22 protein-coding genes and 2 tRNA genes are annotated in these 25,324 nt (G+C 68.3%); 15 read left to right on the top strand and 9 right to left on the bottom strand.

What is annotated here, in order from left to right; translation table 11 throughout:
- The first annotated feature begins 444 nt into the window (after nt 1-444).
- From ACWESM_RS02925 to ACWESM_RS02910, 4 genes are all read left to right on the top strand, one after another.
- Nucleotides 445-1,338: a Cgl0159 family (beta/alpha)8-fold protein gene (locus ACWESM_RS02925; RefSeq protein ID WP_355080592.1), complete on the top strand. Its 894-nt coding sequence runs from the start codon at nt 445-447 to the stop codon at nt 1,336-1,338.
- Between the two features lie 220 nt (nt 1,339-1,558).
- Nucleotides 1,559-2,449 carry a 5-deoxy-glucuronate isomerase gene (gene iolB / locus ACWESM_RS02920; RefSeq protein ID WP_364429165.1) on the top strand — a complete coding sequence of 297 codons (891 nt, stop codon included), beginning with the start codon at nt 1,559-1,561 and terminating at the stop codon, nt 2,447-2,449.
- Nucleotides 2,446-4,287, top strand: coding sequence for a 3D-(3,5/4)-trihydroxycyclohexane-1,2-dione acylhydrolase (decyclizing) (iolD, locus tag ACWESM_RS02915; protein ID WP_452490850.1), 1,842 nt, complete (start codon nt 2,446-2,448; stop codon nt 4,285-4,287). The genes iolB and iolD overlap by 4 nt, the downstream gene beginning before the upstream one ends.
- A 468-nt stretch (nt 4,288-4,755) precedes the next feature.
- On the top strand, nt 4,756-4,959 hold the full coding sequence (locus tag ACWESM_RS02910; protein ID WP_014987157.1) for a cold-shock protein: 204 nt from the start codon (nt 4,756-4,758) through the stop codon (nt 4,957-4,959).
- Between the two features lie 69 nt (nt 4,960-5,028).
- Here ACWESM_RS02910 and ACWESM_RS02905 read toward each other — a convergent pair whose 3' ends face one another.
- Complete coding sequence (locus tag ACWESM_RS02905) at nt 5,029-5,667, bottom strand: dihydrofolate reductase family protein (RefSeq protein WP_356961223.1); 639 nt, start codon at nt 5,665-5,667, stop codon at nt 5,029-5,031.
- Nucleotides 5,668-5,777: 110 nt separating this feature from the next.
- Between ACWESM_RS02905 and ACWESM_RS02900 the strand changes: the two genes are divergently transcribed.
- Nucleotides 5,778-6,290 carry a winged helix-turn-helix transcriptional regulator gene (locus ACWESM_RS02900; RefSeq protein ID WP_356961224.1) on the top strand — a complete coding sequence of 171 codons (513 nt, stop codon included), beginning with the start codon at nt 5,778-5,780 and terminating at the stop codon, nt 6,288-6,290.
- Nucleotides 6,291-6,293: 3 nt separating this feature from the next.
- Here ACWESM_RS02900 and ACWESM_RS02895 read toward each other — a convergent pair whose 3' ends face one another.
- Together ACWESM_RS02895 and ACWESM_RS02890 are read right to left on the bottom strand one after the other, a co-directional pair.
- Entirely contained in the window at nt 6,294-7,100 is an 807-nt protein-coding gene (locus ACWESM_RS02895) for a nucleotidyltransferase domain-containing protein (RefSeq protein ID WP_452490847.1), read from the bottom strand.
- A gap of 51 nt (nt 7,101-7,151) precedes the next feature.
- Nucleotides 7,152-8,342: an MFS transporter gene (locus ACWESM_RS02890; protein ID WP_397275494.1), complete on the bottom strand. Its 1,191-nt coding sequence runs from the start codon at nt 8,340-8,342 to the stop codon at nt 7,152-7,154.
- A gap of 93 nt (nt 8,343-8,435) precedes the next feature.
- Here ACWESM_RS02890 and ACWESM_RS02885 point away from each other — a divergent pair, with 93 nt between their 5' ends.
- Complete coding sequence (locus ACWESM_RS02885; RefSeq protein WP_452490845.1) at nt 8,436-9,362, top strand: LysR family transcriptional regulator; 927 nt, start codon at nt 8,436-8,438, stop codon at nt 9,360-9,362.
- A gap of 907 nt (nt 9,363-10,269) precedes the next feature.
- On the opposite strand, the gene ACWESM_RS02880 is transcribed toward ACWESM_RS02885, so the two are convergent.
- Both ACWESM_RS02880 and ACWESM_RS02875 read right to left on the bottom strand, forming a co-directional pair.
- Nucleotides 10,270-11,979, bottom strand: a complete 1,710-nt coding sequence (locus tag ACWESM_RS02880) for an alpha/beta fold hydrolase (protein ID WP_452490843.1) — start codon at nt 11,977-11,979, stop codon at nt 10,270-10,272.
- A gap of 75 nt (nt 11,980-12,054) precedes the next feature.
- Nucleotides 12,055-12,609, bottom strand: a complete 555-nt coding sequence (locus ACWESM_RS02875; protein ID WP_397275500.1) for a TetR/AcrR family transcriptional regulator — start codon at nt 12,607-12,609, stop codon at nt 12,055-12,057.
- Nucleotides 12,610-12,752: 143 nt separating this feature from the next.
- Here ACWESM_RS02875 and serA point away from each other — a divergent pair, with 143 nt between their 5' ends.
- Both serA and ACWESM_RS02865 read left to right on the top strand, forming a co-directional pair.
- A complete protein-coding gene (serA, locus tag ACWESM_RS02870; protein WP_355080573.1) occupies nt 12,753-14,351 on the top strand; it encodes a phosphoglycerate dehydrogenase in 1,599 nt (532 codons plus the stop codon).
- A gap of 245 nt (nt 14,352-14,596) precedes the next feature.
- Entirely contained in the window at nt 14,597-15,604 is a 1,008-nt protein-coding gene (locus ACWESM_RS02865; RefSeq protein WP_355069789.1) for a 3-isopropylmalate dehydrogenase, read from the top strand.
- A 237-nt stretch (nt 15,605-15,841) separates the two neighbouring features.
- Here the strand turns inward: ACWESM_RS02865 and ACWESM_RS02860 are convergent, their stop codons facing one another.
- Nucleotides 15,842-17,023: an MFS transporter gene (locus tag ACWESM_RS02860; protein ID WP_355069791.1), complete on the bottom strand. Its 1,182-nt coding sequence runs from the start codon at nt 17,021-17,023 to the stop codon at nt 15,842-15,844.
- Between the two features lie 205 nt (nt 17,024-17,228).
- Between ACWESM_RS02860 and ACWESM_RS02855 the strand changes: the two genes are divergently transcribed.
- The 4 genes from ACWESM_RS02855 to ACWESM_RS02840 all read left to right on the top strand — a co-directional run bounded on the left by ACWESM_RS02855 (nt 17,229) and on the right by ACWESM_RS02840 (nt 19,912).
- Nucleotides 17,229-18,002: a fumarylacetoacetate hydrolase family protein gene (locus ACWESM_RS02855; RefSeq protein WP_355069792.1), complete on the top strand. Its 774-nt coding sequence runs from the start codon at nt 17,229-17,231 to the stop codon at nt 18,000-18,002.
- 13 nt (nt 18,003-18,015) lie between these two features.
- Nucleotides 18,016-19,506 carry a glutamate--tRNA ligase gene (gltX, locus tag ACWESM_RS02850; RefSeq protein WP_356961234.1) on the top strand — a complete coding sequence of 497 codons (1,491 nt, stop codon included), beginning with the start codon at nt 18,016-18,018 and terminating at the stop codon, nt 19,504-19,506.
- 115 nt (nt 19,507-19,621) lie between these two features.
- Nucleotides 19,622-19,693, top strand: a tRNA-Gln gene (locus ACWESM_RS02845).
- Between the two features lie 146 nt (nt 19,694-19,839).
- Nucleotides 19,840-19,912: transfer RNA gene (locus ACWESM_RS02840), tRNA-Glu, on the top strand.
- A gap of 778 nt (nt 19,913-20,690) precedes the next feature.
- Here the strand turns inward: ACWESM_RS02840 and ACWESM_RS02835 are convergent.
- The 3 genes from ACWESM_RS02835 to ACWESM_RS02825 all read right to left on the bottom strand — a co-directional run bounded on the left by ACWESM_RS02835 (nt 20,691) and on the right by ACWESM_RS02825 (nt 22,257).
- Nucleotides 20,691-20,870: a DUF5302 domain-containing protein gene (locus ACWESM_RS02835; RefSeq protein ID WP_355069796.1), complete on the bottom strand. Its 180-nt coding sequence runs from the start codon at nt 20,868-20,870 to the stop codon at nt 20,691-20,693.
- Nucleotides 20,871-21,021: 151 nt separating this feature from the next.
- Nucleotides 21,022-21,522: a PPOX class F420-dependent oxidoreductase gene (locus ACWESM_RS02830; protein ID WP_452490840.1), complete on the bottom strand. Its 501-nt coding sequence runs from the start codon at nt 21,520-21,522 to the stop codon at nt 21,022-21,024.
- 33 nt (nt 21,523-21,555) lie between these two features.
- Nucleotides 21,556-22,257 carry an IclR family transcriptional regulator gene (locus ACWESM_RS02825; RefSeq protein WP_355069799.1) on the bottom strand — a complete coding sequence of 234 codons (702 nt, stop codon included), beginning with the start codon at nt 22,255-22,257 and terminating at the stop codon, nt 21,556-21,558.
- A 155-nt stretch (nt 22,258-22,412) separates the two neighbouring features.
- Here ACWESM_RS02825 and leuC point away from each other — a divergent pair, with 155 nt between their 5' ends.
- The 3 genes from leuC (at nt 22,413) to ACWESM_RS02810 (ending at nt 25,292) form a co-directional block, all read left to right on the top strand.
- Nucleotides 22,413-23,834, top strand: coding sequence for a 3-isopropylmalate dehydratase large subunit (leuC, locus tag ACWESM_RS02820; RefSeq protein ID WP_355069800.1), 1,422 nt, complete (start codon nt 22,413-22,415; stop codon nt 23,832-23,834).
- Between the two features lie 39 nt (nt 23,835-23,873).
- Complete coding sequence (gene leuD / locus ACWESM_RS02815) at nt 23,874-24,482, top strand: 3-isopropylmalate dehydratase small subunit (protein ID WP_356961237.1); 609 nt, start codon at nt 23,874-23,876, stop codon at nt 24,480-24,482.
- A 156-nt stretch (nt 24,483-24,638) separates the two neighbouring features.
- Entirely contained in the window at nt 24,639-25,292 is a 654-nt protein-coding gene (locus ACWESM_RS02810; RefSeq protein WP_452490838.1) for an HU family DNA-binding protein, read from the top strand.
- The last annotated feature ends 32 nt before the right edge of the window (nt 25,293-25,324 follow it).

Genomic DNA, 25,324 nt, shown 5'->3' with positions numbered 1-25,324 from the left:
GCGCAAGTGCCGCTATCCGATCCATGGTCTGCTTTCGGATCGGCCTCGCGTGCACCGACACCAACGCCGACACGATGGGCGCATCGGCCGCTTCTTGCCCAGCGTGCGGGGGATGCGATGGCACACGGACGCGGAGATCGAGCATCTGCCAGGCAGCCGCACCGAATGGAGCAGCCGTGTTGTGGAGCCGGGCTGGAATTCCGGGGCAGCCGCACCGAATGGGGAGCGGCCGTGTTGTGGAGCCGGGCTGGAATTCCGGGCCGGCCGCACCGAATGGGGAGCAGCTGTGTGGTCGAGCCGGGCCGGAAATCAGGGGCAGCCGCACCGATGGAGACTCAGCTGTGCGGTTGAGCTGGGCCGGCAATCGAGAAGCGGCGCGCGGACCGATCTGTGATCGAGCCGCGGACCGCGGCTGAGCACTGAGTGCGGGAAGGAGTAACTGTCATGCATGTGACCGACGAACGCTGGCGTGAGTTACTGCACGTGCGCGCGACGGACCCCGCCGCGGTCGAACGGGCCTACGCCGAACGAGTACGCCGCGCCGACTTGTTGGCGGGCAAGCAGACCTTGTTCCTCGTCGCCGCCGACCACCCGGCCCGCGGGGCGCTGGGCGTCGGCGCGGATCGCACGGCCATGGCGGATCGGCGCGCGTTGCTGGAACGGCTGCTGATCGCGCTGGCCGACCCGGATGTCGACGGCGTGCTCGGCTCGCCGGACGTGGTCGAGGAACTGTTGCTGCTGGACGCGCTGGACGACAAGGTCGTGATCGGTTCGATGAACCGCGGTGGGCTGGCGGGCGCGGAGTGGGAGATCGACGACCGCTTCACCGGATACGACGCGGACTCCATCGCGCGGTTCCGGCTCGACGGCGGCAAAATGCTACTGCGCCTGGTCGACTCCGACGCGGGCACCGTGCCGACGCTGCAAGCTTGCGCGGAGGCGGTCTCGGAGCTAGCGGCGCACGAGCTGATGGCGATGGTCGAGCCGCTTCCGTATCACCGGGACGGCTCCGATGCGCTGGTGATGAGCAAGGACGCGGTCTCGCTGTCGCGGGCGATCACGGTGGCCTCCGGACTCGGCGTCACCTCGGCCTACACCTGGCTGAAGATCCCCGCACCGCAGGATATTTCGGTACTGGACGCCACCACACTGCCGGTTCTCGTGCTGGGCGGTGCACCGTCCGGAGATCCGGCGGTGGATCGAGCGCTGTGGGGCGGGGCGCTCGGCCACGACGTTGTTCGCGGTCTCGTCGTCGGCCGCACCCTGCTGTACCCACCGGACGGCGACGTCGCCAGGGCGGTCGAAACCGCCGCCCGCTTGCTGAAAGAAGCCCGATGAGGCGGGACAGCATCTGGGTACCGGCCTCGCGATGTGCCACAGACGGCGGCGATCGCTCACCGACAGAGCCGATCCGAGCGGTTCCCGTCGTTCCTGCCGTGTACAGCACGGGCACAGTCTCCGACCACTGGCACGGTCGTCGGCGAAGGGGTCGGCCGAATGTGTTCGCCCGGCGAGGCGACCGAGTTGCCGGTTCTGGATCGAGCATGGAGGAGGTGCGATGACACTGCATCGTCCGGAAGGAACGCTGCGTCATGACGGTGACCCGATCCTGCTGACTCCCGACGACGCCGGATGGACCTATGCCGGGCTGCGGGTGCTGCGGATCGACGCGGGCGAGTCGCGGACAGTTCGGACGGGGGAGTTCGAGGCGTTCGTCCTGCCGCTGTCAGGGGCGTGCACGGTACGCGTCGACGGCGAGACCTACGCGCTGACCGGCCGGGAATCGGTCTTCACCCGAGTGACGGATTTCGCCTACGTCCCGCGCGACGCCGAACTGGAACTCGTGGCCGAGGGCGGCGACCTCGAGGTAGCACTGCCGATGGCGCGATGCGGGAAGCGGCTCGAGCCGAGATACGGCCCTGCCGAGGAGGTGCCGGTCGAAATCCGAGGCGCGGGAAGCGCGACGCGTCAGGTGACCAACTTCGGCATACCCGGTGTGTGGGAACACGCGGACAAGCTCAACGCCTGCGAGTTGATCACCCCGGACGGCAACTGGTCATCCTATCCGCCGCACAAGCACGACGAGGCCAGCGCCTGCGAGGTCGTCAACGAGGAGATCTACTACTTCCGCATCGCCGGACGGGACGGCATCACCCCGTCCCGCGAGGGATTCGGTATGCACCGCACGTACACCGCCGACGGCACGGTGAACGAGAACGTCGTGGCCCGCGACGGTGACGTCTTCCTGATCCCGCGCGGTTATCACGGCCCGTGCATCGCCGCGCCTGGTTACCCCATGTACTACCTCAACGTGCTGGCCGGTCCGGCGCCCGAGCGATCGATGGCGTTCTGCGACGACCCCGCGCACAGCTGGGTGCGGGCGCGCTGGGACGCCGAGCCGATCGATCCGCGCTGCCCGGTCACTTCCCACGAAGGACGGATCGGATGAAGCTCACCACGGCGCAGGCGCTGGTGGCCTGGTTGATCGCCCAGCGCTCGGAGACACTCGACGGCCGCGAGGCGCCGTTGTTCCCCGCCGTCTTCGCGATCTTCGGCCACGGAAACGTGCTCGGCCTCGGCACCGCGCTGCACGAGCGGCGCGCCGAACTCCCCGTCTGGCGCGGGCACGCCGAAGAGGGGATGGCGCTGGCCGCCGTCGGCTATGCGAAGGCCACTCATCGGCGTCAGGTCGGTGTCGCCACCTCATCGATCGGTCCCGGCGCGCTCAACATGGTGACGGCGGCGGGCGTCGCACACGCGAATCGCCTCCCGCTCCTCCTCCTTCCTGGCGACACCTTCACCGGACGCGCGCCGGACCCGGTTCTGCAACAGGTCGAGCACTTCGGCGACCCGACCGTCACCGTGAACGACGCGTTCCGCGCGGTGAGCCGCTACTTCGACCGCGTCACACGCCCGGAACAGTTGATCGCCACTTTGCCCCAGGCGGCCGGGGTGCTCACCGACCCGGCCGACGCCGGCCCGGTCGTCCTGGCGCTTCCACAGGATGTCCAGGCCGAGACCTACGACTTCCCTGACGCGCTTTTCGAGCCGGTGCTGCACCGTCTCACCCGGCCACGTCCCGACCACCGGGCACTCGCCGAAGCCGTCGCCGCACTGCGCGCCGCGCACCGTCCGCTGCTGATCCTCGGCGGCGGCGTCCGGTATTCGGGCGCGGGACGCATCCTGCTGGAATTCGCCGAGCAGCGCGGCATTCCGATCGTGGAGACCACCGCCGGCCGCACCCTGGTGCCGCACGAGCATCCGCTGTACGCGGGACCGCTCGGCATCACCGGCTCGGCGTCGGCGAACGCGATGGCGGCCGACGCCGACCTGGTCCTCGCGGTCGGCACCCGGTTGCAGGACTTCACCACCGCGTCCTGGACGGTCTTCGCACCGGACGTTCGCCTGGTCACCATCAACGTGGCACGCTTCGACGCCGTCAAGCACGGCGCGCTAGCGGTGGTCGGCGACGCCGAGGCCACGGTGTGCGAGCTGGCCGGGCGGATGGGGAAGTGGCGAGTCGACGCCGAGTGGACCGCGCGAGCCGCCGAGCAGCGGGGCGCCTGGGACGCGCACATCGATGAATTGCGCGCGCCGACCCCGGGCGCGCCGAGCTACGCCCAGGTGGTCGGCGCCGTGAACGACCTGAGCGGGCCGAGCGACTATGTGCTGACGGCCTCCGGCGGCCTGCCCGGTGAACTCGTCGGCGGCTGGCGGGCGACCGGTGGCGCGCCGACCATGGACGTGGAATACGGCTTCTCCTGCATGGGCTACGAGCTGGCGGGCGCGTGGGGCGCGGCCATGGCGCGCACCGACGGCGTGGTGACGACGCTGCTCGGCGACGGCTCGTATCTGATGCTGAACTCGGAGTTGTTCTCGGCGGCCTTCGCCGGGCATCCGTTCGTCGCGGTGGTCTGCGACAACGACGGCTATGCCGTGATCGCGAGGCTGCAAGAGGGGCAGGGCGGCGAGCCGTTCAACAACTTCTATGCCGATTGCCGCACCACGCGGGAACAACCGCCGCGAGTCGATTTCGCCGCCCATGCCGCCGCTCTGGGGTGTGCCGCTTTCACCGCCGCCGACCTGGACGAATTTCGTGACGCGTACCTGCGGGCGCGGGCGACGGCGATGGCCGAGCAGCGCCCCGCCGTGCTGGTTGTGCGGACGCGGCCGTCGTCGTGGACCGACGCGGGCGCCTGGTGGGAGGTCGGCGTGCCCGAGCAGCTGCCGGGCCGCGCCGCCTACGACGAGGCGAAACCGCGCCAGGTGCGCTACCTCCGGCCGTGAACAGAACTTAATGAACAGTGCGCCCGATGGGCCACGGACCTAGGCTGAAGTAGGAGTCTAGGCGTGGTACGCTGAAATACGCTGCGGCACAAGATAACTGGTAGCGAATCCGTATCGGTTTCGAGCCGCGTCGCAAAGAAGCTCCACGCTGCCTGGCGCAGGTCGGTGGGGCATGCTCGTCAGGGAGGGTGACGGGCGTTATCCGGCGAAAAGTACGGGTACCCGACGGGCGGGCCCCGGCGATGTCGCGTGATCGGGACCCGACCGAGCGTGGGAGGTGACAGACCAGCCCGCCCCTGAGCGAGCATTGCGAGTGCACTCGCGCACGACCGAGCCGAGCGTCCTCGTGAGCGTTAGCTCACAGTTGGTGGTGCGAAACGTGAGTAATTCGTCGGATCATGGCATCGTTGATCTACGAGACCAGGGCATCTCGATAACACCACCTGGCTCGTCTACAGAAAGTATGAAATGGCTCAAGGCATTGTGAAGTGGTTCAACAGCGAGAAGGGCTTCGGCTTCATCGCACAAGACGGCGGAGGGCCCGACGTCTTCGTGCACTACTCGGCTGTGAGCGGCTCGGGTTTCCGGTCCCTCGATGAGGGGCAGCGCGTGGAGTTCGAGATCGGCCAGGGACAGAAGGGTCCGCAGGCCCAGGACGTCCGCGTTCTCTGATCGCGACTTGACTTTCGAAAGGCCCCGCACCGGGACGGTGTGGGGCCTTTCCGCTTGTTCGGAGGGTCCTTACGCCTCGGAGCGGGTGAAGGTGACATGGGTGACGGCGGGTGAGTGGGTCACCGAGGCGACCTGGTAGCCGGGCAGTTCGCCCAGATCGTCGTAGAGGCGCTCGCCCGCGCCGAGCAGGATCGGGACGACGGCCAAATGCAACTCGTCCACCAGCCGCGTCCGCAGGAACTGCCGCACCGTGGAGCAACCGCCGCCCAAGCGCACGTCTTGGCCGTTCGCCGCGTCGAACGCGCGGTGCAGCACCGCCTCGGGGGTTTCGTCCACGAAGTGGAAGGTGGTGCCGCCCTCCATCCCGAACGACGGGCGTGGATGGTGCGTCAGGACGAAGACGTCGTGGTGGTACGGCGGATTGTCGCCCCACCAACCCGTCCATTCGTGGTTCGGCCATGCTCCGCGAATCGGACCGAACATATTGCGTCCCATGATGGTCGCGCCGATGCCGCGATCGCCCGCGGCCAGATGCTCATCGTCGACGCCGGGATCGTTCGTGGCCTCCGGGTTGGCGTAAGGGGTCGCGAAGACCCACTCGTGCAGTCGCGTGCCGCCTTCGCCCAGCGGATTGTCCGGCCCTTGGTTCGGACCGGCGACATAGCCGTCCAGGGAGATCGCCAGGTTGTGTACGCGCAGCTTCGGCATGGCCCACTCATTCCCACTAAGTGATTGCAATTCGCAATCGGTTATGCGGCAGCGTACGTCCAACTGGTTGTATATTGCAAGCAGTAGTTGACGACCGACAGGAGTGCCGGATGCGCGAGGAGGGACGTTCGGGATGCCCGATCAACGCGACGATCGAGGTGATCGGCGATCGGTGGACGCTGCTGGTGCTGCGTGACGTGATGTTCGGCAACCGGCGGCACTTCCGCGAACTGCTGGCCGGATCGGAGGAGGGCATCGCCTCCAACATCCTGTCCGACCGGCTCAAGCGCCTGGTGGCCGCCGGGCTGCTCAGCCGTGCGGACACCAGGCCCGGCCAGAAGGCCGAATACCGGCTCACCGAAGCGGCCATCCAATTGGTGCCGATCATGGCGCAGCTCGGCGCGTGGGGTCTGCGGCACCGCCCGACCACCAAGCGTCTCCGGGTTCGCGCCGAATTGCTCGAGGCGGGCGGTCCGCGGCTATGGGCGGATTTCATGGACGAATTGCGCGAGGGCCACCTCGGCATCCCGCGCCCGGATCCGGACCGTCCGACCGCCACGCAGCGACTCGCCCAGGCTTACGCCGACGCCGTCGCCGAGGACGATCGGAAAGTCGCCTCGTAGGCGTCAGCCCGCCAGTGCCTCGGAGCGGAAGAACTCCGCGGTGATCGCCCTGGCCCGAGTGATGTCCTGGCCCCGAGATTTAACGGAAACATCCTCCGCACAGGCGAATTCGGCGGCGATGAACGCGGAGATCGGCGCGGGCACCGAACCGCTGCCCATCTCGCGGGTTCGTGATTTGAGGTCGGTCAGCTCGGTCACCGCCGCCGACAACTCCGCGGGCAGCTCGCACTGCCGCAACAGTGTGGGCAGATGCATCGGCGCCACCGCCGCCCCGGGACGCTCGCGCAGCCAGCGTAGTGCCATCGCCGGACGCAGCGCGTAGAACACCTTCTTCAGCGATCCGGTGCGCTCGAACAGCTCCCACTGCTTGGCGCCCAGGTGCAGATAGTGCCGGGCGACCCTGTCACGGTCGGCGACCTCATCGGCCAGCGCGCGCAATCGGTCGCGAAACAGCGGGTCGCCGCGGTACACGATCGGCGACATCAGCCATTCGATCAGCACGGCGTTGCCCTGCACCAGCAAGCGCAGCGCTTTGGCCAGATCCCAGCCGTTCACGTCGAGCAGGTCTGTGAGCGGCGTCTCCACCACGTCGCGGGTGCGCCACGGGGATAGGTAGGTCTCCAGCGCGGCGACGTAGACGAACCGGCAGTCGTAGTCCGAATCGGGAGACGGAAAGCCCCACGCGCGGCTGCCGCTTTCGATCGCCAACCGGATCGACACCCGGTGGTCCAGCTCCACCCGGTCCAGCTCGCGATCGATGGACCCGACCACCGTCGGGTCCATCGAATCCGGTATCGCGCGCAGAGACATGGAGCGATGGTAGGTGCCGCAGCGAGGTTGTCGCAGCTGCATTTTCGTCGTTCAGGACCGGTGCACGCCCCTTCCGAGCGCGGCGACCGGCACGGCCATGAGCGCGAGCGTCCCGCCCAGCCACATGGCGGCGGCCACGCCGATCGCGTCCGCCGCCAGACCGCCGGTCAGCGACCCCAGCGCGATGGCGGCATTGAAAACACCCGCGAACAGCGCGGACGCGCCTTCCTTCGCCTGCGGCGCCGCGGCGAAGACCCAGCTTTGCGTGCTCACCGAGACCCCGCCGTAGGACACGCCCCACACGATCATCAGCACGACAGCCCCCGGCAGGGAGGCGCCCAGCGCAGGCAAGGCGATCGTGGTCGCGGCGAGAATCGAGCCGATCGCTGTCAAGGTCTTCCGCGGTGCCCGCGCCGCAGCGGCTCCCGCGCCGAAATTGCCTGCGACACCGGCGATCCCGTAGATGAGCAACAGCGCACCGAGCGTTTCCGCATCGACGCCGGTCGCTCCCTCGAGCGCAGGCCGCACATAGGTGTAGGCGGTGAAGTGGCCGGTTACCAGGAATGCGACAACGAGCAAGGCGATTCGCAAGCCGGGCTGCCGCGAGAGTCGCAACACGCCACGCAATGCCGAGGTTTCCGTCGCGGGCAGACGCGGCAGCAGCACCGCCAGAGCCGCGAGCACCAGTACTGCCAGGCAGGCCGCGGCCACGAACGCGATCCGCCACCCGGCGAGCGCACCCAAGAAAGTTCCCGCCGGAATGCCGAGCACCGACGCGACCGCGACGCCGGAGAAGACCAGCGAGGTCGCGGCGGCGACCGATCGCGCGGGCACCAGCCGCGCGGCCAGGCTCGCCGCGATCGCCCACACCCCGCCCATGCCGACGCCGACCAGCACCCGCGCCCCGATCAGCACGCCGAAGGTGGGGGCGGCGGCCGCGCCGAGATTGCCCAGCGCGAGCAGCGCCAGCAATCCGCACAGCACCACCTTGCGCTCGACTCGGCGCAGCGTCGCGGTGACCAAGGGCGCGGCCAGCGCGGCGACCAGGCCTGTCACCGTCAACGCGAGACCGGCGCGGCCTTCGCTCACTCGCAGCGCCGAGCCGATCGGAGTGAGCAGTCCGACCGGCAACATCTCGGCGGTGACCACCGTGAACGTGCCCGCTGCCACCGCGCCGACTCCGAGCCAACCGCGTAGCGACGAAACCGGCTGCGAAGCAACGACTTCTCGAACCTGTGTCATGTCTTCCAGACAAAAGGCTCCCGGTATGGGGAAACAACGGCGAAGGTCTCATAGTTCTATGAGCTGGACTCATCGACCGTGGAAGGGAGGCAGATGAGTGGGCTGGAGGTCCGTGAACTGGAAGCGTTTCTCGCGCTCGCCGAGGAACTGCACTTCGGGCGGGCCGGTGCTCGGCTGTATGTGTCGCAGAGCCGGGTGAGCCAGCTACTGCGCTCGCTGGAGCGGCGCATCGGCGGACAGCTCGTGGAACGGACCAGTCGCACCGTCCGGTTGACCCCGCTCGGCGCGGATTTCCTCGCCGCGCTGCGGCCCGCCTATGCCGCGTTGCGCGCGACGGTCGACGATGCTCGCGCCGCCGCCCGGGGTGCGGACGGGATCTTGCGCATCGGATTCCAAGGCGCGGGCAACGATCACCTGATGGCCGCGGTCGAGTTGTTCCAGCAGTGGCACCCGGACTGCTCGGCCGAGCTGGTCGAAATACCGCTGGCCGACCCGTTCGGTGCGGTGCGGCGCGACGAGGTCGACGCCGCCGTCGTGCTGCTGCCGATGGGCGAGGGAGATCTCGTGCTCGGCTCGGTGTTCGCGGGGCAGCCGCAGACGCTCGCGCTGGCCAGTGCCCACCCGCTTGCGGGCCGGGCCGAACTGTCGGTAGAGGAACTCGCCGCTCTTCCACTGATAGGAGTGCGCGCGCCCGCGCCGGAGTATTGGCGCAGAGCTCAGGCACTCGACGTCACGCCGGGCGGTCGAAGGGTGCGCTCCGGGCCCGAGGTCGGCACGTTGGAAGAAGGTCTCGCCGCGGTGGCGGCCGGCCGCGGAGCGATGTTGCTGTGTCATCCCACCGCGGATTCCCACCGCAGACGGCCGGTGGCCTTCGTGCCGGTCACCGGGATCGCCGAGTCCCGGCTCGGATTGGTGTGGCGTCGGTATCGCGAGACACCGCGGGTGCGCGCGTTCTCCCGCGCCGTCGCGGCCACCAAGCAGTCCGAAGATGTGCGATCGGTCACTGTCGGGGCATCCTGACGGTCTGCCGTCGCGGCGCCCGGCGAATCGGGAACAGGGCCGCCGACGTGGAGCCGAGCATTTCTCCGTCTACCCCTTCGACGTATTCGAAAGTTATTTGGTATCTCTATTGCCGGGTCTGTCGAAGTGGCTCGAATCACTCGGCAGCCTCATTTCCGGACGCGGCGCGAGATTCGTACGAAGTTTTTCTGGAATGTCGCATTCGACTTCTATTAGCGAGGGAAATCTTCTAGCGCTTTTGGTGTCTTGACCTGGACAAACGTATAGATTCCCAGCTCATTCGCAATGAGATGAGTGTCGTGAGTCACATTTCGATTGATATGTGGTCTGCATTACCAAATATTCGAATTCTGTAACTGTCGCCGATCCGGCGCCGACATGCCCCGTGTCAGCCAGTTCGACTGGATAAGTTTCGAGGAAGAGGTATTTCCATGATCCCCGTTATCATCGACACCGGTAGCGCTGCCTTGAACGGTCTTTTCGGCACCCTTGGCGCCGCGCTGCACGGTCTTGTCGACACCCTGTGGACGGGTTCCTTCGGCGGCCGCTGACCGACGTAACGGTCGAGCAGAGTCGACCGGGTCGCACGCCGACCGATGGCGTGACCGAGCGGGCCCCCGCACCTGGTGGTGTGGGGGCCCGCCGCTGTGTGCGGTTGGGACGAGCCGGGGTGGTCGGGTTCCGCCGCGATGAGGTCCGCGCCGATGCTGGGAAGGTCGAAGCACAGTGCGGCCGCGTGTGCCGCGCGTCGACAAGCCGCGCCCCGCAACGGGCGGGATCGGCCGCGCGGCCGGGATGTCGGCGGTCGGGATCGGCCTCGTGCCGCGTGGTCAGCGGTGGGTGTGGCCCCGTGCCCTCGACGCCGGAGTCGGAGATCAGCCTTGCGCCGCGATGTCGGAGTGCGAGATCAGCCCTGCGCCGCGACGGCGGAGATCCGGCTGAGTTCTGCCGCCACCTGGGCCGGGTGGGTCAGTTGCGGGTAGTGGCCCGCGCCTTCGATCGAAATCCGCTCTCGCACGGTCGGAGCGGTGATCGGGTCGTCGGAACCGGCGATGATCCGCACCGGCACGTCGATCCGTTCCAGCAGAGTTCGCAACTCCGCACGCCGCGCGGGAGCGCTCGCCTCGCGTAACGCGCCGACCGTTCGACCCGCGACGCCCGGCCTGCGCAGGTTCGCCGCCGCGCTCGCGATGGCGTCGCTCTCGGGCACGCCGAGCCGTTTCGACAAGGCCGCCGCCGAGATCCGGCGCATCGCCGCGGTCGCGAGCGGCGAGCGCAGCAGCCGGCCCGACCGCGGCTGCAAGAAGGCGGGCGCGACCAGCACCACGCCGGAGACTCGGTCGGGATGCTGCGCCGCGTACCGCAGCACCGGGCCGCAGCCGAGCGAGTGGCCGACCAGAACGGGGCGCGTGTGCACCGAAGCGAGCAATCCCGGCAGCACCGCGTCACGATCCCCGGGCGCCGAACGCCCGAGGCCGGGCAGGTCCACGACCAGGCTGGGCCCGTCCAGCTCCGCGCGCACCTCGTTCCACGACTCGCCGTCCAACGGAAGGCCGTGCACCAGGACGTAAGCGGGGCGGACGCGCTCGCCGCCGACCCAGACACCGTGGGCGAAACCGGCTGTCGGGTCATCGGCCACCGCGCCGAACCGGGTGGCCACGAGATGGTCGGCCCAGCCCAGGAGGGTCGCCTCGGTCGGCGGCATGGTGAGCCCCGCTCGGCGCGCCACTTCCAGCGCCGCCGATGTGTCGTAGCGGTCGTCGGCGATGAAGCTGAGCGTCTCCGGGTCGGCGCCGGTGAGTGCGGGCGGAAGCTTCGAGATGACGCCGACCGGAATCGAGAATCGGGGCGCACGGACGCCCAGGTGACCCGCCAGTAGCCGAACAAGCTTCGGCAGCACGGGAGTCCGATCATCCAGAACCGTGTAGGACCGGCCCGCGGTATCGGGCAGCGTGGGCAGGCTGATCAAGAAATCCGTGAAGTAGCCCAGATCCACGATGGGCACGAAGGTCTCGGGCCCGCCGGGGAGAGCCGGGAGCCGCCCGTTCCACAGATCCTCGACGACGCTCGCCAGCCCGATGTATTGACCGGGACCGATGACGCTGCTCGGGTTCGCGATGGTCAGCGCGACGCCGAGTTCCGCCGCCCGGCGACGCAGCAGCGGATCCGATTCGAACTTCGACGCGCCGTACGCGCCGTTCTCGTAGTGCTGCTCCTCGGATTCCTCCACGGTGATCCGGTACCCGGTGATGTGCACGACGCGTCGCAACTCGGGGAGGGCGGCGGCCCATTCCAGCACCCGCAGCGCCCCGGTGACGTTCACCGCGTACGCGTCCTCGGGGGCGAGCCCGAAGGCGAAGCGGGCCGCGCAGTTGTACACGTCGCGCACGCCGGACGAATCGAACTCGGCGGGCAGGCCGAGGTCCGGCGCGGTCACGTCACAGGTGAGGATCTCCAACCCGCTCTCGTCCACGCCTTGTCTGCGCAGCCAACTGGTGAGCCGCTCCGCACTGCCCGCACGCAATGCGGCGGCGACGGAATGCCCCTGCTGGAGCAGGCGGGCGACCGCATTACGGCCGAGGAACCCGGCGGCTCCGAAAACGATGCTGTCGGACATGACGTCCTCCTTACTAGACCGGTCTACATATTCTGTGGACATGGAAAATTTCTTGCGGTATCGGCGGATTCGGCCTCAGATCATGGCGCGCAGTGTGCGTTCGACCCGTTCCAAGGGTTCACGGCTTCGCTGCGCACGTGCCAGCAGCAGTGCGCCCTCGACCATCGCGAGCACCGCTGCCGCCAGATCGTCCGCGTCGTCGCGGCCGTCGGCCCGCAGCCGGATCCGCAGCGCCTGCTCCCATGCGGCGTAGGCGGCGGCGCACTCGGCCTGGATCGGGTCGTTCGCCGCCGCGACGTCCAGGGCGACGGTGGCGACCGGGCAGCCTTGTTGCCAGCCGGATGCTTCCAGCCGGTCGCCGAACGCTCGGAGCAGCCTGCTCGCGGCCTCGGCGGCATCGCCGGGCTCGATGGCGTCGATCAGCGCGGCGATCTCCTTGCCCGCTTGGGCGACCGCCGCCGCGACCAATTCGTCCTTGCCGCCGGGGAAATGGAAGTACAACGATCCGCGCGGCGCCCCGCTGGCCGCCAGGATCTGGTTGAGCCCGGCGCCGTAGTAACCGTGCCGCTCCACCAGCGTGCGCGCCGCGTCGACGAGTTTGCCGCGAGTCTCCGTGCCTTTGACGCCCATGTGGTGACTGTAGACCGGTCTGCATATTTTTGTCAGCGTCGGGACTGACGACGGCCGCCCACCAGGTGGTAGCCGGGTCGGAAATCGCGCGCACTAAGCTGGTCGGCGGTAATTGCCGACCCCATTCCCCAGGAGTACTCCACGTGAGCCAAGCAGGCCGTCCTGTAGTTCTGATCGCCGACAAGCTCGCCCAGTCGACCGTCGACGCGCTCGGTGACGGTGTCGAGGTCCGGTGGGTGGACGGACCGGACCGCCCGGCCCTGCTGGCCGCGGTGCCCGAGGCCGACGCGCTGCTCGTGCGGTCGGCGACCACGGTCGACGCCGAGGTCCTGGAAGCCGGGAAGAACCTGAAGATCGTCGCTCGCGCGGGCGTCGGCCTGGACAACGTCGACGTTCCCGCCGCCACCGAGCGCGGCGTCATGGTCGTGAACGCGCCCACCTCGAACATCCACACCGCCGCCGAGCACGCGGTCACCCTCTTGCTGTCCGCCGCCCGCCAGATTCCGGCCGCGGACGCCACCCTGCGTGAGCACACCTGGCAGCGCAGCAAGTTCAACGGCGTCGAGATCTTCGACAAGACCGTCGGCGTCGTCGGCCTCGGCCGCATCGGCCAGCTGTTCGCCGCGCGACTGGCCGCCTTCGAGACCAAGATCGTCGCCTACGACCCCTACGTGTCGCCCGCGCGCGCCGCGCAGCTCGGCATCGAGCTGCTCAGCCTGGACGAACTGCTCGAGCGTGCCGATCTGATCTCGATCCACCTGCCGAAGACCCCGGAGACCAAGGGCATCATCGGCAAGGAGGCCATCGCCAAGACCAAGCCCGGCGTGATCATCGTCAACGCCGCGCGCGGCGGCCTGGTCGACGAGGCCGCCCTGGCCGAGGCCATCAAGTCCGGCCACGTGCGCGCCGCGGGCCTGGACGTGTTCGAGACCGAGCCGTGCACCGACAGCCCGCTGTTCGACCTGCCGCAGGTCGTGGTGACCCCGCACCTGGGCGCCTCCACCTCCGAGGCGCAGGACCGCGCGGGCACCGACGTCGCCAAGTCGGTGCTGCTGGCGCTCGCCGGTGAGTTCGTGCCCGGCGCGGTGAACGTCACCGGTGGCGCCGTCGGCGAAGAGGTCGCCCCCTGGCTGGACATCGTCCGCAAGCAGGGCGCCCTGCTCGGCGCGCTGTCCAACGAGCTGCCGGTCAGCGTGGAGGTGCAGGTGCGCGGCGAGCTGGCCGCGCAAGAGGTCGGCGTACTGGAGCTGTCCGCGCTGCGCGGCATCTTCTCCGCGCTGGTCGAGGACCAGGTAACCTTCGTCAACGCGCCCGCGCTGGCCAAGGAGCGGGGCATCACCGCCGAGGTCACTACCGCGACGGAGAGCCCGAGCCACCGCAGCGTCGTCGACCTGCGCGCCGTGTTCGGCGACGGCAGCACCCTGAACGTGGCGGGCACGCTGACCGAGCCGCAGCTGGTGGAGAAGATCGTCAACGTCAACGGCCGCAACTACGACATGCGCGCCGAGGGCCTCAACCTGGCCATCCTGAACTACGACGACCGGCCGGGCGCGCTGGGCAAGATCGGCACCAAGCTCGGCGAGGCCGAGGTCGACATCCTGGCCGCGCAGCTGACCCAGGACGTCGACAAGGAAGGCGCCACCGTGGTGCTGCGCGTGGCCCGCGAGGTGCCCGCCGACGTCCAGGCCGCGATCGCCGAGTCCGTCGGCGCGGCCAAGGTCGTGCAGGTCGACCTGTCCTGATCCGATCCGGGGCGCGGCCCCGGTGAACTCGGAATCGGCGCCGCGCACGAGCACTCGTGCGCGGCGCCGGTCTCTTCGTCGGCGCGCAGGCCCGCCGCGCGCCCGATGCTCGGCGATCCGGCCGCGCCGAGTACCGTGACGGTGCTGCGGTCACCCGGCCGGAATGTCGTGCGCACGCCGACGGTCGCCTCCGGGCCGCACGTTGCGGCGGCCCGCGACCGGCAATATCGAACGGAGCATTTGTCATGAAGCTTGCTGTCATCCCGGGCGACGGGATCGGGCCCGAGGTCATCGCCGAGGCGCTCAAGGTGCTCGACGCGGTCGTGCCCGGCGTCGAGAAGACCGAGTACGACCTCGGCGCGCGCCGCTACCACGCGACCGGCGAGATCCTCCCGGATTCGGTGCTGCCCGAACTGAAGCAGCACGACGCGATCCTGCTCGGCGCGATCGGCGATCCGTCGGTGCCCAGTGGCGTGCTCGAACGCGGCCTGTTGCTGCGCACCCGGTTCGCGCTGGACCACCACGTGAACCTGCGACCGTCCAAGCTGTTCCCTGGCGTGACCAGCCCGCTGGCCGGCAACCCCGACATCGACTTCGTCGTCGTGCGCGAGGGCACCGAGGGCCCGTACACCGGCACCGGCGGCGCGATCCGCGTCGGCACCCCGCACGAGGTGGCGACCGAGGTCAGCACCAACACCCGCTTCGGCATCGAGCGCGTGGTGCGCTACGCCTTCGCCAAGGCGCAGGCCCGGCGCAAGCACCTGACGCTGGTGCACAAGAACAACGTGCTCACCTTCGCCGGCTCGCTGTGGCAGCGCACGGTGGACGAGGTCGCGGCCGAGTTCCCCGATGTCACAACGGCTTACCAGCACATCGACGCCGCGACCATCCACATGGTCAACGACCCGGGCCGGTTCGACGTGATCGTCACCGACAACCTCTTCGGCGACATCATCACCGACCTGGCCGCCGCCGTGAGCGGTGGCATCGGCCTCGCCGCCAGCGGCAACATCGACGCGTCCGGCACGAACCCGAGCATGTTCGAGCCGGTGCACGGCAGCGCCCCCGACATCGCGGGCCAGTCCAAGGCCGACCCGACCGCGGCGATCCTCTCGGTCGCCCTGCTGCTCAACCACCTCGGCGACGCCGAGGAGGCCGCGCGCATCGAGTCGGCGGTCGCGAAGGACCTCGAGTCTCGCTCCGGCACGGCGTCGACCGTGGAAATCGGCGACCGCATCGCGGCCACCCTCTGACCGTCGCCCAGGAAGGTCCCGTTTGCCACCTCCGGCAACGGGACCTTCCGCGTTCAGCCGTCCGCCCCGCCGACGCGGGCGAATCCCGCGGCGGCCTCCCGCGCCCGCGGCGCGCTCGACCAGCGCTGTGTCACCGAATTCAGGTGACACAGCGACATCGAGTCGAGATCGTCCAGGCGATCTGCATGCGGAGTGCGGCCCTGTGGCGCGGACCCGGCAATCCTTCGACGCGCGAACCTAGGCGGGGTCGCGGGGAACCAGCGGGACCGCCGCGACGGCCGAGACCGCGGCCAGAAGGAAGGCGGCGGGGAAGCCGCTCGCGGTGATCAGGGCGCCGAACACGGGCGGAACCGCGGCCATCGCGAGGTTCTGCCCGGTGTTCTGGATGCCGAGGCCCCGGCCGCTCCAGTACGGGCCCGCGATCTCGGCGACCGCGGTGAAGGCCAAGCCGTTGTCGGAGACGGTGATCACGGACGCGGCGATCAGCAGCGGAATGGCGGCCCACCACCAGTGGGTCGACGCGGTCAGCGCCAGCGCGGTCATCGACAGCACGGCGGCGACGGCCACCGTGCGCAGCGGGCCCATCCGGCTGCCGACCCGATCCGACCACGCGCCCGCACCGATGCGGCCAAGCGCGCCGAGGATCTGTGTGACGGTCACCAGCGCACCCGCCGCGGCCAACGACCAGCCGACATCCCGGTGCAACCACAGCAGCGCGAACGTCCACACGGTGCCCTGCGGGACGACGAGCAGAACCGAGACCAGATGGATGCGCCACAGCATGGCGTTGTCGCGATAGGGATTGGCGCGCAACGCCGGATCGGCGGCGGCGCGATCGGGACGCGGCGGGTCCACGATGCCGGCCAGGCAACCCATGGCCGCCACACCCGCCATGAGTGCGGGAACGAGAATGGCCGCGGGTACACCGTGGGCGGAGGCGACGGCCGGAATCGCCAGCGCGCCGACACCGACGCCCAGCGGCTGCGCGGTCTGCCGGATGCCCATCGCCAGCCCGCGCCGCTGCGGCGGGAACCAGCCGACGATCACCCGGCCGCTCGCGCCGTTCGTGCTGGCCGCCCCGACGCCCCCGAGAAACAGCAGCGCGCCGAGGGCGATGTCGTTCGTCGTCGCCGCGGCGGCGCAGCCCGCCGCCAGCATCAGCAGCGGACCACCGACCAGCACCTTGCGTTCGCCGATCCGGTCCACCAGATAACCCCACGCGATCAGGGTGCACACCAGCCCGACGGTGGGCATGGCCACCAGCAGGCCCGCCGTCGCCAGCGGCAAGCCACGGTCGGTCAGCGCGGGCAGCAGGAACGGGACGCCGTGGATGAAGACCGCGCTGGAGGCCTGGGCGAACACGCCGAGACCGAGCATGGACCAGCGCCGAACCTCGTCGATCTGCGTAACGGTCGCCATCGGCCTCACCTCGGAATCTCATTATTTGGGATACAATTCCCATTGTGTGAACTTCGCTGCTCACGGTACACCCGGCGGCGGCTCGATTCGACGGTTGCGGTTGTCGGGCTGCTCACAGCGCGCGCCACCGCCGGATCCGGGCGGATTCCGTACCACCCGGTCGGGCGCGTTCGAGCAGGTGACGGTGGGTCGATAGACTCCGGGCATGCGTCTAGGTCGAGTTGCCAGTCCCGATGGAGTCGCTTTCGTCAGCATCGAAGGCGACGGAAGCGACAGCGTGGCCAAGGAGATCGCGGAACACCCGTTCGGCACACCGACGTTCACCGGCCGCAGCTGGCCGCTGGCCGACGTGCGGCTGCTCGCGCCGATCCTGGCCAGCAAGGTGGTCTGCATCGGCAAGAACTACGCCGCCCACGCTGCGGAGATGGGTGGTCCCGCGCCCGCCGACCCGGTGATCTTCCTCAAGCCGAATACCGCGATCGTGGGGCCGAACGCCCCGATCATCCTGCCGCCCAGTTCATCTCAGGTCGACTACGAAGGGGAGCTGGCGATCGTCATCGGCCGCCCCTGCAAGGACGTGCCCGCCGCCCGCGCGCTGGACGTGGTGCTGGGTTACACCGCCGCCAACGATGTGACCGCCCGCGACCAGCAGCGCCACGACGGCCAGTGGACCAGGGGCAAGGGCTACGACACGTTCTGCCCGCTCGGTCCGTGGATCGAAACCTCCCTGGACCCTTCGGATCTGGAGGTCGTCACCGAGCTCGACGGTGAAGTGCGTCAGCGCAGCCGCACTTCGCTTCTGCTGCACGACATTCCGAAGCTCATCGAGTGGATCACCACCGTGATGACACTGCTGCCCGGTGACGTCATCCTCACCGGCACCCCGGAGGGCGTCGGCCCGATGCGGGAGGGCCAGCAGGTGTCGGTGACCGTCGAGGGCATCGGAACCCTCACCAATCCCGTTGCCGCCAAACGCTGATCGAAAGAGAGCCATGACTGAAGTACGGGTCCGATTCTGCCCGTCACCGACCGGGACGCCGCACGTCGGCCTGATCCGGACGGCGCTGTTCAACTGGGCCTACGCCCGCCACCACGGTGGCGCATTCGTCTTTCGAATCGAAGACACCGATGCCGCACGGGATTCCGAGGAATCCTACCGGGCGATTATCGACGCGCTGCGCTGGCTCGGCCTCACCTGGGACGAGGGGCCGGAGGTCGGCGGGCCTTACGCGCCATATCGCCAGTCGCAACGAAAAGAACTGCACCAGGACGTTGTTCGGCGTTTGCTGGAGGCCGGTGAGGCTTACGAATCGTTCTCCACGCCGGAGGAAGTCGAGGCCCGTCATCGCGCCGCGGGACGCGATCCGAAGCTCGGTTACGACAACTACGATCGCGACCTGACGCCGGAGCGGATCGAGGCGTACCGGGCCGAGGGGCGCGCCGCCGTCGTCCGGCTGCGGATGCCGGAAGAAGACCTGTCCTGGAACGATCTGGTGCGCGGGGAGACCACCTTCAAGGCGGGCAGCGTCCCGGACTTCGCGCTCACCCGCGGCAACGGCCAGCCGCTGTACACGCTGGTCAACCCCGTCGACGACGCGCTGATGCGGATCACCCACGTACTGCGCGGCGAGGACCTGCTCTCCTCCACTCCCCGCCAGCTCGCGCTGTACGCCGCGCTGCGCCGGATCGGGGTCGCCGATTTCACTCCCGAGTTCGGCCATCTGCCGTTCGTGATGGGTCAGGGCAACAAGAAGTTGTCCAAGCGTGATCCGGAGTCGAATCTGTTCGCCCATCGCGACCGCGGGTTCATCCCCGAGGGTTTGCTGAATTATCTCGCGCTACTCGGCTGGGGCCTGTCCGAGGACCGCGACGTGTTCTCCATGGCGGAGATGGTCGAGGCCTTCGACATTTCGAAAGTGAATTCGAATCCGGCCCGATTCGACCAGAAGAAGGCGGACGCGCTCAACGCCGAGCACATCCGATTGCTGGCTCCGGGTGATTTTGCCCACCGGCTGCGGGAGTATCTCACCGGACACGGCCATATCGGCGCCGAAATCGATGAAAAAGTGTTCGCCGCGGCGGCGGAACTCGTGCAGACCAGGATTGTCGTCTTGTCCGACGCTTGGGACCTTCTGCGTTTCCTGTTCGCACCGGCGGAGGAGTTCGCGATCGACCCGGCCGCGGGGGCCAAGAATCTCGGTCCCGACGCGGCTCAGGTATTGCAGGCGGCTATTACCGCTGTGGAGCCGTTGACCGAGTGGACCACCGAAGCGATCGAAGCGGCACTGAAAAAGGCACTGATCGATGATCTCGGGCTGAAACCGCGCAAAGCCTTCGCTCCGGTGCGGGTCGCGATCACCGGATCGCATATCAGCCCGCCGCTGTACGAATCCTTGGAACTGCTCGGCCGCGACCTCACCTTGGATCGGCTGCGCGCGGCGCTGGACTGGAAGGAGACCGCCCAGACCGGCTCCGAAGGCTGAAAATATGGCTTTGACCAGGCGATTTGTAGTTAACCCGTAGCCGTTTGGTACTCTTCTTCTCGGCCCGGAACACGGTCTCGAGTCACCCAGACGCGAGGCTGAACGACCTGGTCATTGGGGTATGGTGTAATTGGCAACACAGCTGATTCTGGTTCAGCCATTCTAGGTTCGAGTCCTGGTACCCCAGCGGAGTGTGTTGTAAGACTTCGGTTCGCGGCCGAAATCCCTCAGCACCTGGCGATTTGGTCGCCGGGCCTCGGCCAGATAAACTAGCCGAGCCTCCTGATCGAAAGATCAACCACGGCGCTCCTCGCGACAGTGAGAAGCAGTCCTGGCCCCGTCGTCTAGCGGCCTAGGACGCCGCCCTCTCAAGGCGGTAGCGCGGGTTCGAATCCCGTCGGGGCTACACGAATGGAAGGCCCATGCTCATGGAGCATGGGCCTTTCTCGTTTCGCAGTGTCTTGTGATGGTGCAACCCCCACGCCCCGCCTGGAGGGCTTCGCCCCCGGACACTCGGCGAGGGCTTCGCCCCGCCTGGATGGTCGTGGCCCGGTGGTGTGGTCAGTGGCGGATCCGGGCCTAGGCGGGCGGCGGATCTCTTCGGAAGCTCGGCCTGTCGTTGGTGGTACCTTGACTGTGCCGTATCTCACTCTCGGCCGATCGGGTTCGCGCTGGACCCCGTGAGCGCTGTCCGGCTCCGTATGAAGGGGCCATGATCCAGGTATTCGGCGGGTACCAGCTGTGGTCCCGTCCCACCGTGGGAACCCCGCCGAGTCATCGAAGGCAGTGCGGCATCCCATGCGACGTGCTCGTGTGGACCGATTCGCATGCTGCGGCAGTCGGCCCGAGTCTCGATCCGCAATGACCTGGATCGCACGGCAGAGAGCGTCGGAGCCGCCTGTGCGGACGGTCAGGATCGCCCACCGGCAGGATCGGGCAGTGCGGCGGTGGCGCCGAATTGCCCGTGCCGGGTCTTCCGGGTGCGGGACTGTTCGAGCCGTCCCGGTGAGTCCGGCAATCCAGCCGAGCCGTTCGCGGGAGATGGGGGCAAATGAGCGGCCCGGCTGCGCCGGTGGCAGCGGACGGACGCAAATCGGCCGCCGGGCCGTGCCGGTCGCGGGGGAGAGCGGCAAAAGAAAGGCCCTCCAGCGATCTTGCTGGAGGGCTTTCGCCGACTGTGCGGACTATCCGCTCTTGCGCCGGAATTCCCGCTTGTGGCCGACCGCGGAGTGCGCCGAGGACGCCTTCGACCGTCCGTCGAGGTGGTCGGCCGCGCGGGCGTTCTGCTGGTTCTTGCGCTCCAGTGCTTCCCGGAACTTGCGCTTCACCTCGTCGGCGCCGTTGGACTTACCCGAATCCGCCATCGCTGCTCCTCGTCGTCGCGGCCGCGCGCCGCGTCCTCGCGGGCGGCGGTGCCCGGCCGATTGCTGTCGAACACCCGACGCTAGCCCGTGCGAGGCGGTTGTGTCAGTTGGATTTCGCGCGCGTCGCGCGGCCCGATCGCGTTCGGGCCGGTCAGTCGAGTGCCTGCGCGGTACTGCCGCCCAGCGGCATCGCCGGAAGGCCGAGCTTGCGATGATCCCAGCTGCGCGTGCGCTCCGGCACGACGCGCACGGCGACCCGCTTGTTCAGCATGGCTTCGACCATCGGGCGCAATTCCTCGTTGTAGGGGCCGGTGTAGCGCTCCCATACGCTCACGCCGACGGCGAAGAGTTTCTCGGCGTCATCGATGATCTCGGCGCGGCCCTCGATCGAGACGCCCCGGAGTTGCTCGTAGGTGTCGCCCGCCTCGACCATGCAGGTGACCCGAGGATCGCGGCGCAGGTTCACCGCCTTCTGCGATTTGGCCTTGGTCTCGAACCAGATCTCGCCGTCGATGAGCGCGTACCACATCGCGGTCAGGTGCGGCGTGCCCTTCGGTCCGATGGTCGCCAGCGTCGCGATCCGGCTGCGCTGCAGGAACTCGGTGATCTCGGTGTCGGACATCACGATCTGTGCCCGTTGATTGACTCCCATGGGGCAACTCTAGAGAGTCCGGACTGAAACAGGTTACAGGCGCTTGTGCAGCGCCTCGGCCGCCGCGACCAGATCCGCCGCCCACCGCGCGCCCGGCCTGCGGCCCATCCGATCGATCGGTCCCGACACCGACACGGCCGCGACCACGGCGCCGCCCGCGTCGCGCACCGGCGCGGAGACGCTGGCCACGCCTGCCGCACGCTCGGCCGCGCTCTGCGCCCACCCGCGCTTGCGCACCTCGGCCAGCGCGCGTTCGCCGAACACCGCGTCGGCCAGGATGGTGCGCTGTAGTTCCGGGTCGGCCCACGCCAGCAGTACTTTGGCCGCCGACCCCGCGGTGAGCGGCAGCCGCGCCCCGATCGGCACGGTGTCGCGCAGTCCCACGGGAGGTTCCAGCGCCGCGACGCAGACGCGGGCGTTGCCGTCGCGGCAGTACAGCTGGACGCTCTCGCCGGTGATCTCGCGCAGCCGGGGGAGGATGGCCGACGCGGCCTCGAGCAGTGGATCGTTCGCGCTGGTCGCGAGCTCGGCGAGGGCCGGCCCCGGCCGCCAGGTGCCGTTGCTGTCGCGCGCGAGCAGGCGATGCACTTCCAAGCCGACGGCGAGACGGTGTGCGGTGGCGCGGGGTAGACCGGTGCGCGCGCACAGCTCGTTGAGACCCGAGGGATGCTCGGCTACGGCGTACAGGACCGCCACTGCTTTGTCGAGGACGCCGATGCCGCTATGCTGTCTCATAGAACGATACTAGCGTCTCGGATGTTGAGAAATCCACCTCCACGGATCCTTCCTCTCAGCGTTCGGACCAGGCGCAGCTATCCCAACTTGTGCAACCGTCGCCGCGTCGGAGTCCAGATCGCGGAACGGCTGCTTCGTCCGAAAGGTGATCGACAATGGCCGAACCGCGCACGCTGGCCGAGAAGGTATGGGACCAGCACGTCGTCGCTCGCGGGGAGGGCGAGGGTGCCTCGCGCGAACCGGACCTGATCTACATCGACCTGCATCTCGTCCACGAGGTGACCAGCCCGCAGGCCTTCGACGGACTGCGCGCGGCGGGCAGGCCGGTGCGACGGCCCGATCTCACGATCGCGACCGAGGACCACAACGTTCCGACGATCGATATCGACAAGCCGATCGCCGACCCGATTTCACGTACCCAGGTGGAGACGCTGCGGCGCAACTGCGCGGAATTCGGTGTGCGGCTGCACCCGATGGGCGACCTGGACCAGGGCATCGTGCACGTGGTCGGGCCGCAGCTGGGCCTGACCCAGCCGGGCACGACCGTGGTCTGCGGCGACAGCCACACCTCGACGCACGGCGCGTTCGGGGCGCTGGCGATGGGCATCGGCACCTCCGAGGTGGAGCATGTGCTTGCCACCCAGACCCTCTCGCTGCGCCCGTTCAAGACGATGGCGATCACGGTGGACGGCGTCATGCCGCCCGGCGTGACGAGCAAGGACCTGATCCTGGCCGTCATCGCGAAGATCGGCACCGGCGGCGGACAGGGCTACGTCCTGGAGTACCGCGGCGAGGCCATCCGGGCCATGTCGATGGAGGCCCGAATGACGATCTGCAACATGTCCATCGAAGCGGGCGCGCGGGCAGGCATGATCGCGCCGGACGAGACCACCTACGAATTCCTCAAAGGACGGCCGCACGCGCCGCAGGGAGCCGATTGGGACGCCGCGGTGGCCGCCTGGGAGGCGCTGAAGACCGACGAGGGCGCTGTTTTCGACGCCGAGGTGCACATCGACGCCTCCGAGCTGACTCCGTTCGTCACCTGGGGCACCAACCCGGGTCAAGGCGCCCCGCTGGGCGAGGCGGTGCCCGATCCCGCCGCCATCGCCGACGAGGTGGCTCGCGAGTCCGCGGAGAAAGCTCTGCGTTACATGGACTTGGAGCCGGGTACTCCGCTTCGACAAGTGCCGATCGACACCGTATTCGTCGGCTCGTGCACCAACGGACGCATTGAAGATTTGCGTGCGGTGGCCGGGATTTTGAAGGGACGTCATGTCGCCGACGGCGTGCGAATGCTGGTTGTACCGGGCTCGATGCGGGTTCGCGCACAGGCGGAAAAAGAAGGACTCGGGGAGATTTTCACTGCGGCGGGCGCCGAATGGCGGCAAGCCGGCTGCTCAATGTGCCTGGGAATGAATCCGGACCAGCTCGAGCCGGGCCAGCGTTGCGCGTCCACCTCGAACCGCAACTTCGAGGGCAGGCAGGGCAAAGGCGGCCGTACGCACCTCGTTTCTCCCCTCGTAGCGGCCGCGACGGCGGTCCGTGGAACTCTGTCATCGCCTGCGGATCTGGACTGACCGGCCCCGATTCCCTCAATCAAACCCAGGAGATTCGTTATGGAAGCCTTCACTGTGCACAAGGGCATCGGGGTGCCGCTGCGCCGCTCCAATGTCGATACCGATCAGATCATCCCGGCGGTCTACCTCAAGCGGGTGACGCGGACCGGATTCGAGGACGGGTTGTTCGCCGCATGGCGCACCGATCCCGACTTCATTCTGAACATCGCGCCTTACAACAGGGGTAGTGTCTTGGTGGCGGGTCCGGATTTCGGTACGGGATCGTCGCGTGAGCACGCCGTTTGGGCGCTGTCGGACTACGGCTTTCGGGTGGTCATCTCATCCCGGTTCGCCGACATCTTCCGCGGCAATGCGGGCAAGGGCGGTCTGGTCGCCGCTCAGATGTCACAGAACGATGTCGAAATGCTCTGGAAGTTGCTCGAGGAACAGCCCGGCTTGGAATTGGTTGTGGACCTCGAGGCGCGCACGGTGACGGCCGGAACCGTCGTGTTGCCGTTCGATATTGATGACTACACCAGGTGGCGTCTGCTGGAAGGATTGGATGACATCGGCCTGACGCTGCGCCGGGAGGACGCGATCGCCCGGTTCGAAAAGGCAAGGCCAACATGGAAACCCACTACCCTGCCTGCACATATTTCGCAGACGTAATCACCCCCGCCGGTTAGCTGGACACCCGGAGTTGCGGTAGCTGGACGTGTGCTAAACCACATGAATTTTGGCGTGGCACATAGACTCTTGCCCAAAGTGGGTTTACCGTGGTACCTAGTCGGTCCGACGACGGGCCATTAGTCTGCGGAGGATTCAATGAACAAGGCGGAACTGATCGACGTTCTGACCGAAAAGTTGGGTACGGACAGGCGCACGGCCACCGCGGCAGTCGAGCATGTGGTCGACACCATCGTGCGCGCGGTGCACAAGGGTCAGAGCGTCACTATCACCGGATTCGGTGTGTTCGAACAGCGTAAGCGTGCGGCTCGCGTCGCGCGGAACCCGCGTACCGGCGAAACCGTGAAGGTCAAGCCCACTTCGGTGCCCGCGTTCCGTCCCGGCGCTCAGTTCAAGGCGGTGATCGCGGGTAAGCAGAAACTGGCCGCGACCGGGCCCGCCGTCAAGCGCGGGGTGAATGCGCCGGTGTCTGCGAAGAAGGCGGCGGCGAAGAAGACGGCGGCCAAGAAGACCGCCGCCAAGAAGTCGACGCCGACCAAGGCGCCCGCCAAGACGACGGCCCGCAAGGCCGCCGCCAAGGCTCCGGCGAAGACCACCGCGCGCAAGACGACCGCTACGAAGACCGCTGCGAAGAAGGCGCCCGCGAAGAAGACCGCGGTCGCGAAGAAGGCTCCGGCCAAGAAGACGGCCGCCAAGGCCACGGCGGCCAAGAAGACCACCACCGCTGCCGCCAAGAAGACCACCGCGAAGAAGACCGCGGCCAAGAAGGCCTCGACTCGCGGAACCCGCTGATCTCGAGCCACCGCCGGATCGGCGCTGAATGC

The sequence above is a fragment of the Nocardia sp. NPDC003999 genome, from assembly GCF_053604885.1.
This window is presented reverse-complemented; position numbering and strand designations above follow the sequence as displayed.

Bases quoted from the DNA above. Each gene is read 5' to 3' on its own strand.
- leuC (WP_355069800.1), top strand. From the start codon at position 22,413: ATGGCCGAACCGCGCACGCTGGCCGAGAAGGTATGGGACCAGCACGTC.
- iolB (WP_364429165.1), top strand. From the start codon at position 1,559: ATGACACTGCATCGTCCGGAAGGAACGCTGCGTCATGACGGTGACCCG.
- ACWESM_RS02860 (WP_355069791.1), bottom strand. From the start codon at position 17,023: ATGGCGACCGTTACGCAGATCGACGAGGTTCGGCGCTGGTCCATGCTC.
- ACWESM_RS02830 (WP_452490840.1), bottom strand. From the start codon at position 21,522: ATGGGAGTCAATCAACGGGCACAGATCGTGATGTCCGACACCGAGATC.
- ACWESM_RS02810 (WP_452490838.1), top strand. From the start codon at position 24,639: ATGAACAAGGCGGAACTGATCGACGTTCTGACCGAAAAGTTGGGTACG.
- leuD (WP_356961237.1), top strand. From the start codon at position 23,874: ATGGAAGCCTTCACTGTGCACAAGGGCATCGGGGTGCCGCTGCGCCGC.
- ACWESM_RS02835 (WP_355069796.1), bottom strand. From the start codon at position 20,870: ATGGCGGATTCGGGTAAGTCCAACGGCGCCGACGAGGTGAAGCGCAAG.
- ACWESM_RS02825 (WP_355069799.1), bottom strand. From the start codon at position 22,257: ATGAGACAGCATAGCGGCATCGGCGTCCTCGACAAAGCAGTGGCGGTC.
- ACWESM_RS02875 (WP_397275500.1), bottom strand. From the start codon at position 12,609: ATGGGCGTCAAAGGCACGGAGACTCGCGGCAAACTCGTCGACGCGGCG.
- ACWESM_RS02925 (WP_355080592.1), top strand. From the start codon at position 445: ATGCATGTGACCGACGAACGCTGGCGTGAGTTACTGCACGTGCGCGCG.
- ACWESM_RS02910 (WP_014987157.1), top strand. From the start codon at position 4,756: ATGGCTCAAGGCATTGTGAAGTGGTTCAACAGCGAGAAGGGCTTCGGC.
- ACWESM_RS02855 (WP_355069792.1), top strand. From the start codon at position 17,229: ATGCGTCTAGGTCGAGTTGCCAGTCCCGATGGAGTCGCTTTCGTCAGC.
- gltX (WP_356961234.1), top strand. From the start codon at position 18,016: ATGACTGAAGTACGGGTCCGATTCTGCCCGTCACCGACCGGGACGCCG.
- ACWESM_RS02880 (WP_452490843.1), bottom strand. From the start codon at position 11,979: ATGTCCGACAGCATCGTTTTCGGAGCCGCCGGGTTCCTCGGCCGTAAT.
- ACWESM_RS02905 (WP_356961223.1), bottom strand. From the start codon at position 5,667: ATGCCGAAGCTGCGCGTACACAACCTGGCGATCTCCCTGGACGGCTAT.
- iolD (WP_452490850.1), top strand. From the start codon at position 2,446: ATGAAGCTCACCACGGCGCAGGCGCTGGTGGCCTGGTTGATCGCCCAG.
- ACWESM_RS02895 (WP_452490847.1), bottom strand. From the start codon at position 7,100: ATGTCTCTGCGCGCGATACCGGATTCGATGGACCCGACGGTGGTCGGG.
- ACWESM_RS02900 (WP_356961224.1), top strand. From the start codon at position 5,778: ATGCGCGAGGAGGGACGTTCGGGATGCCCGATCAACGCGACGATCGAG.
- ACWESM_RS02885 (WP_452490845.1), top strand. From the start codon at position 8,436: ATGAGTGGGCTGGAGGTCCGTGAACTGGAAGCGTTTCTCGCGCTCGCC.
- ACWESM_RS02865 (WP_355069789.1), top strand. From the start codon at position 14,597: ATGAAGCTTGCTGTCATCCCGGGCGACGGGATCGGGCCCGAGGTCATC.
- ACWESM_RS02890 (WP_397275494.1), bottom strand. From the start codon at position 8,342: ATGACACAGGTTCGAGAAGTCGTTGCTTCGCAGCCGGTTTCGTCGCTA.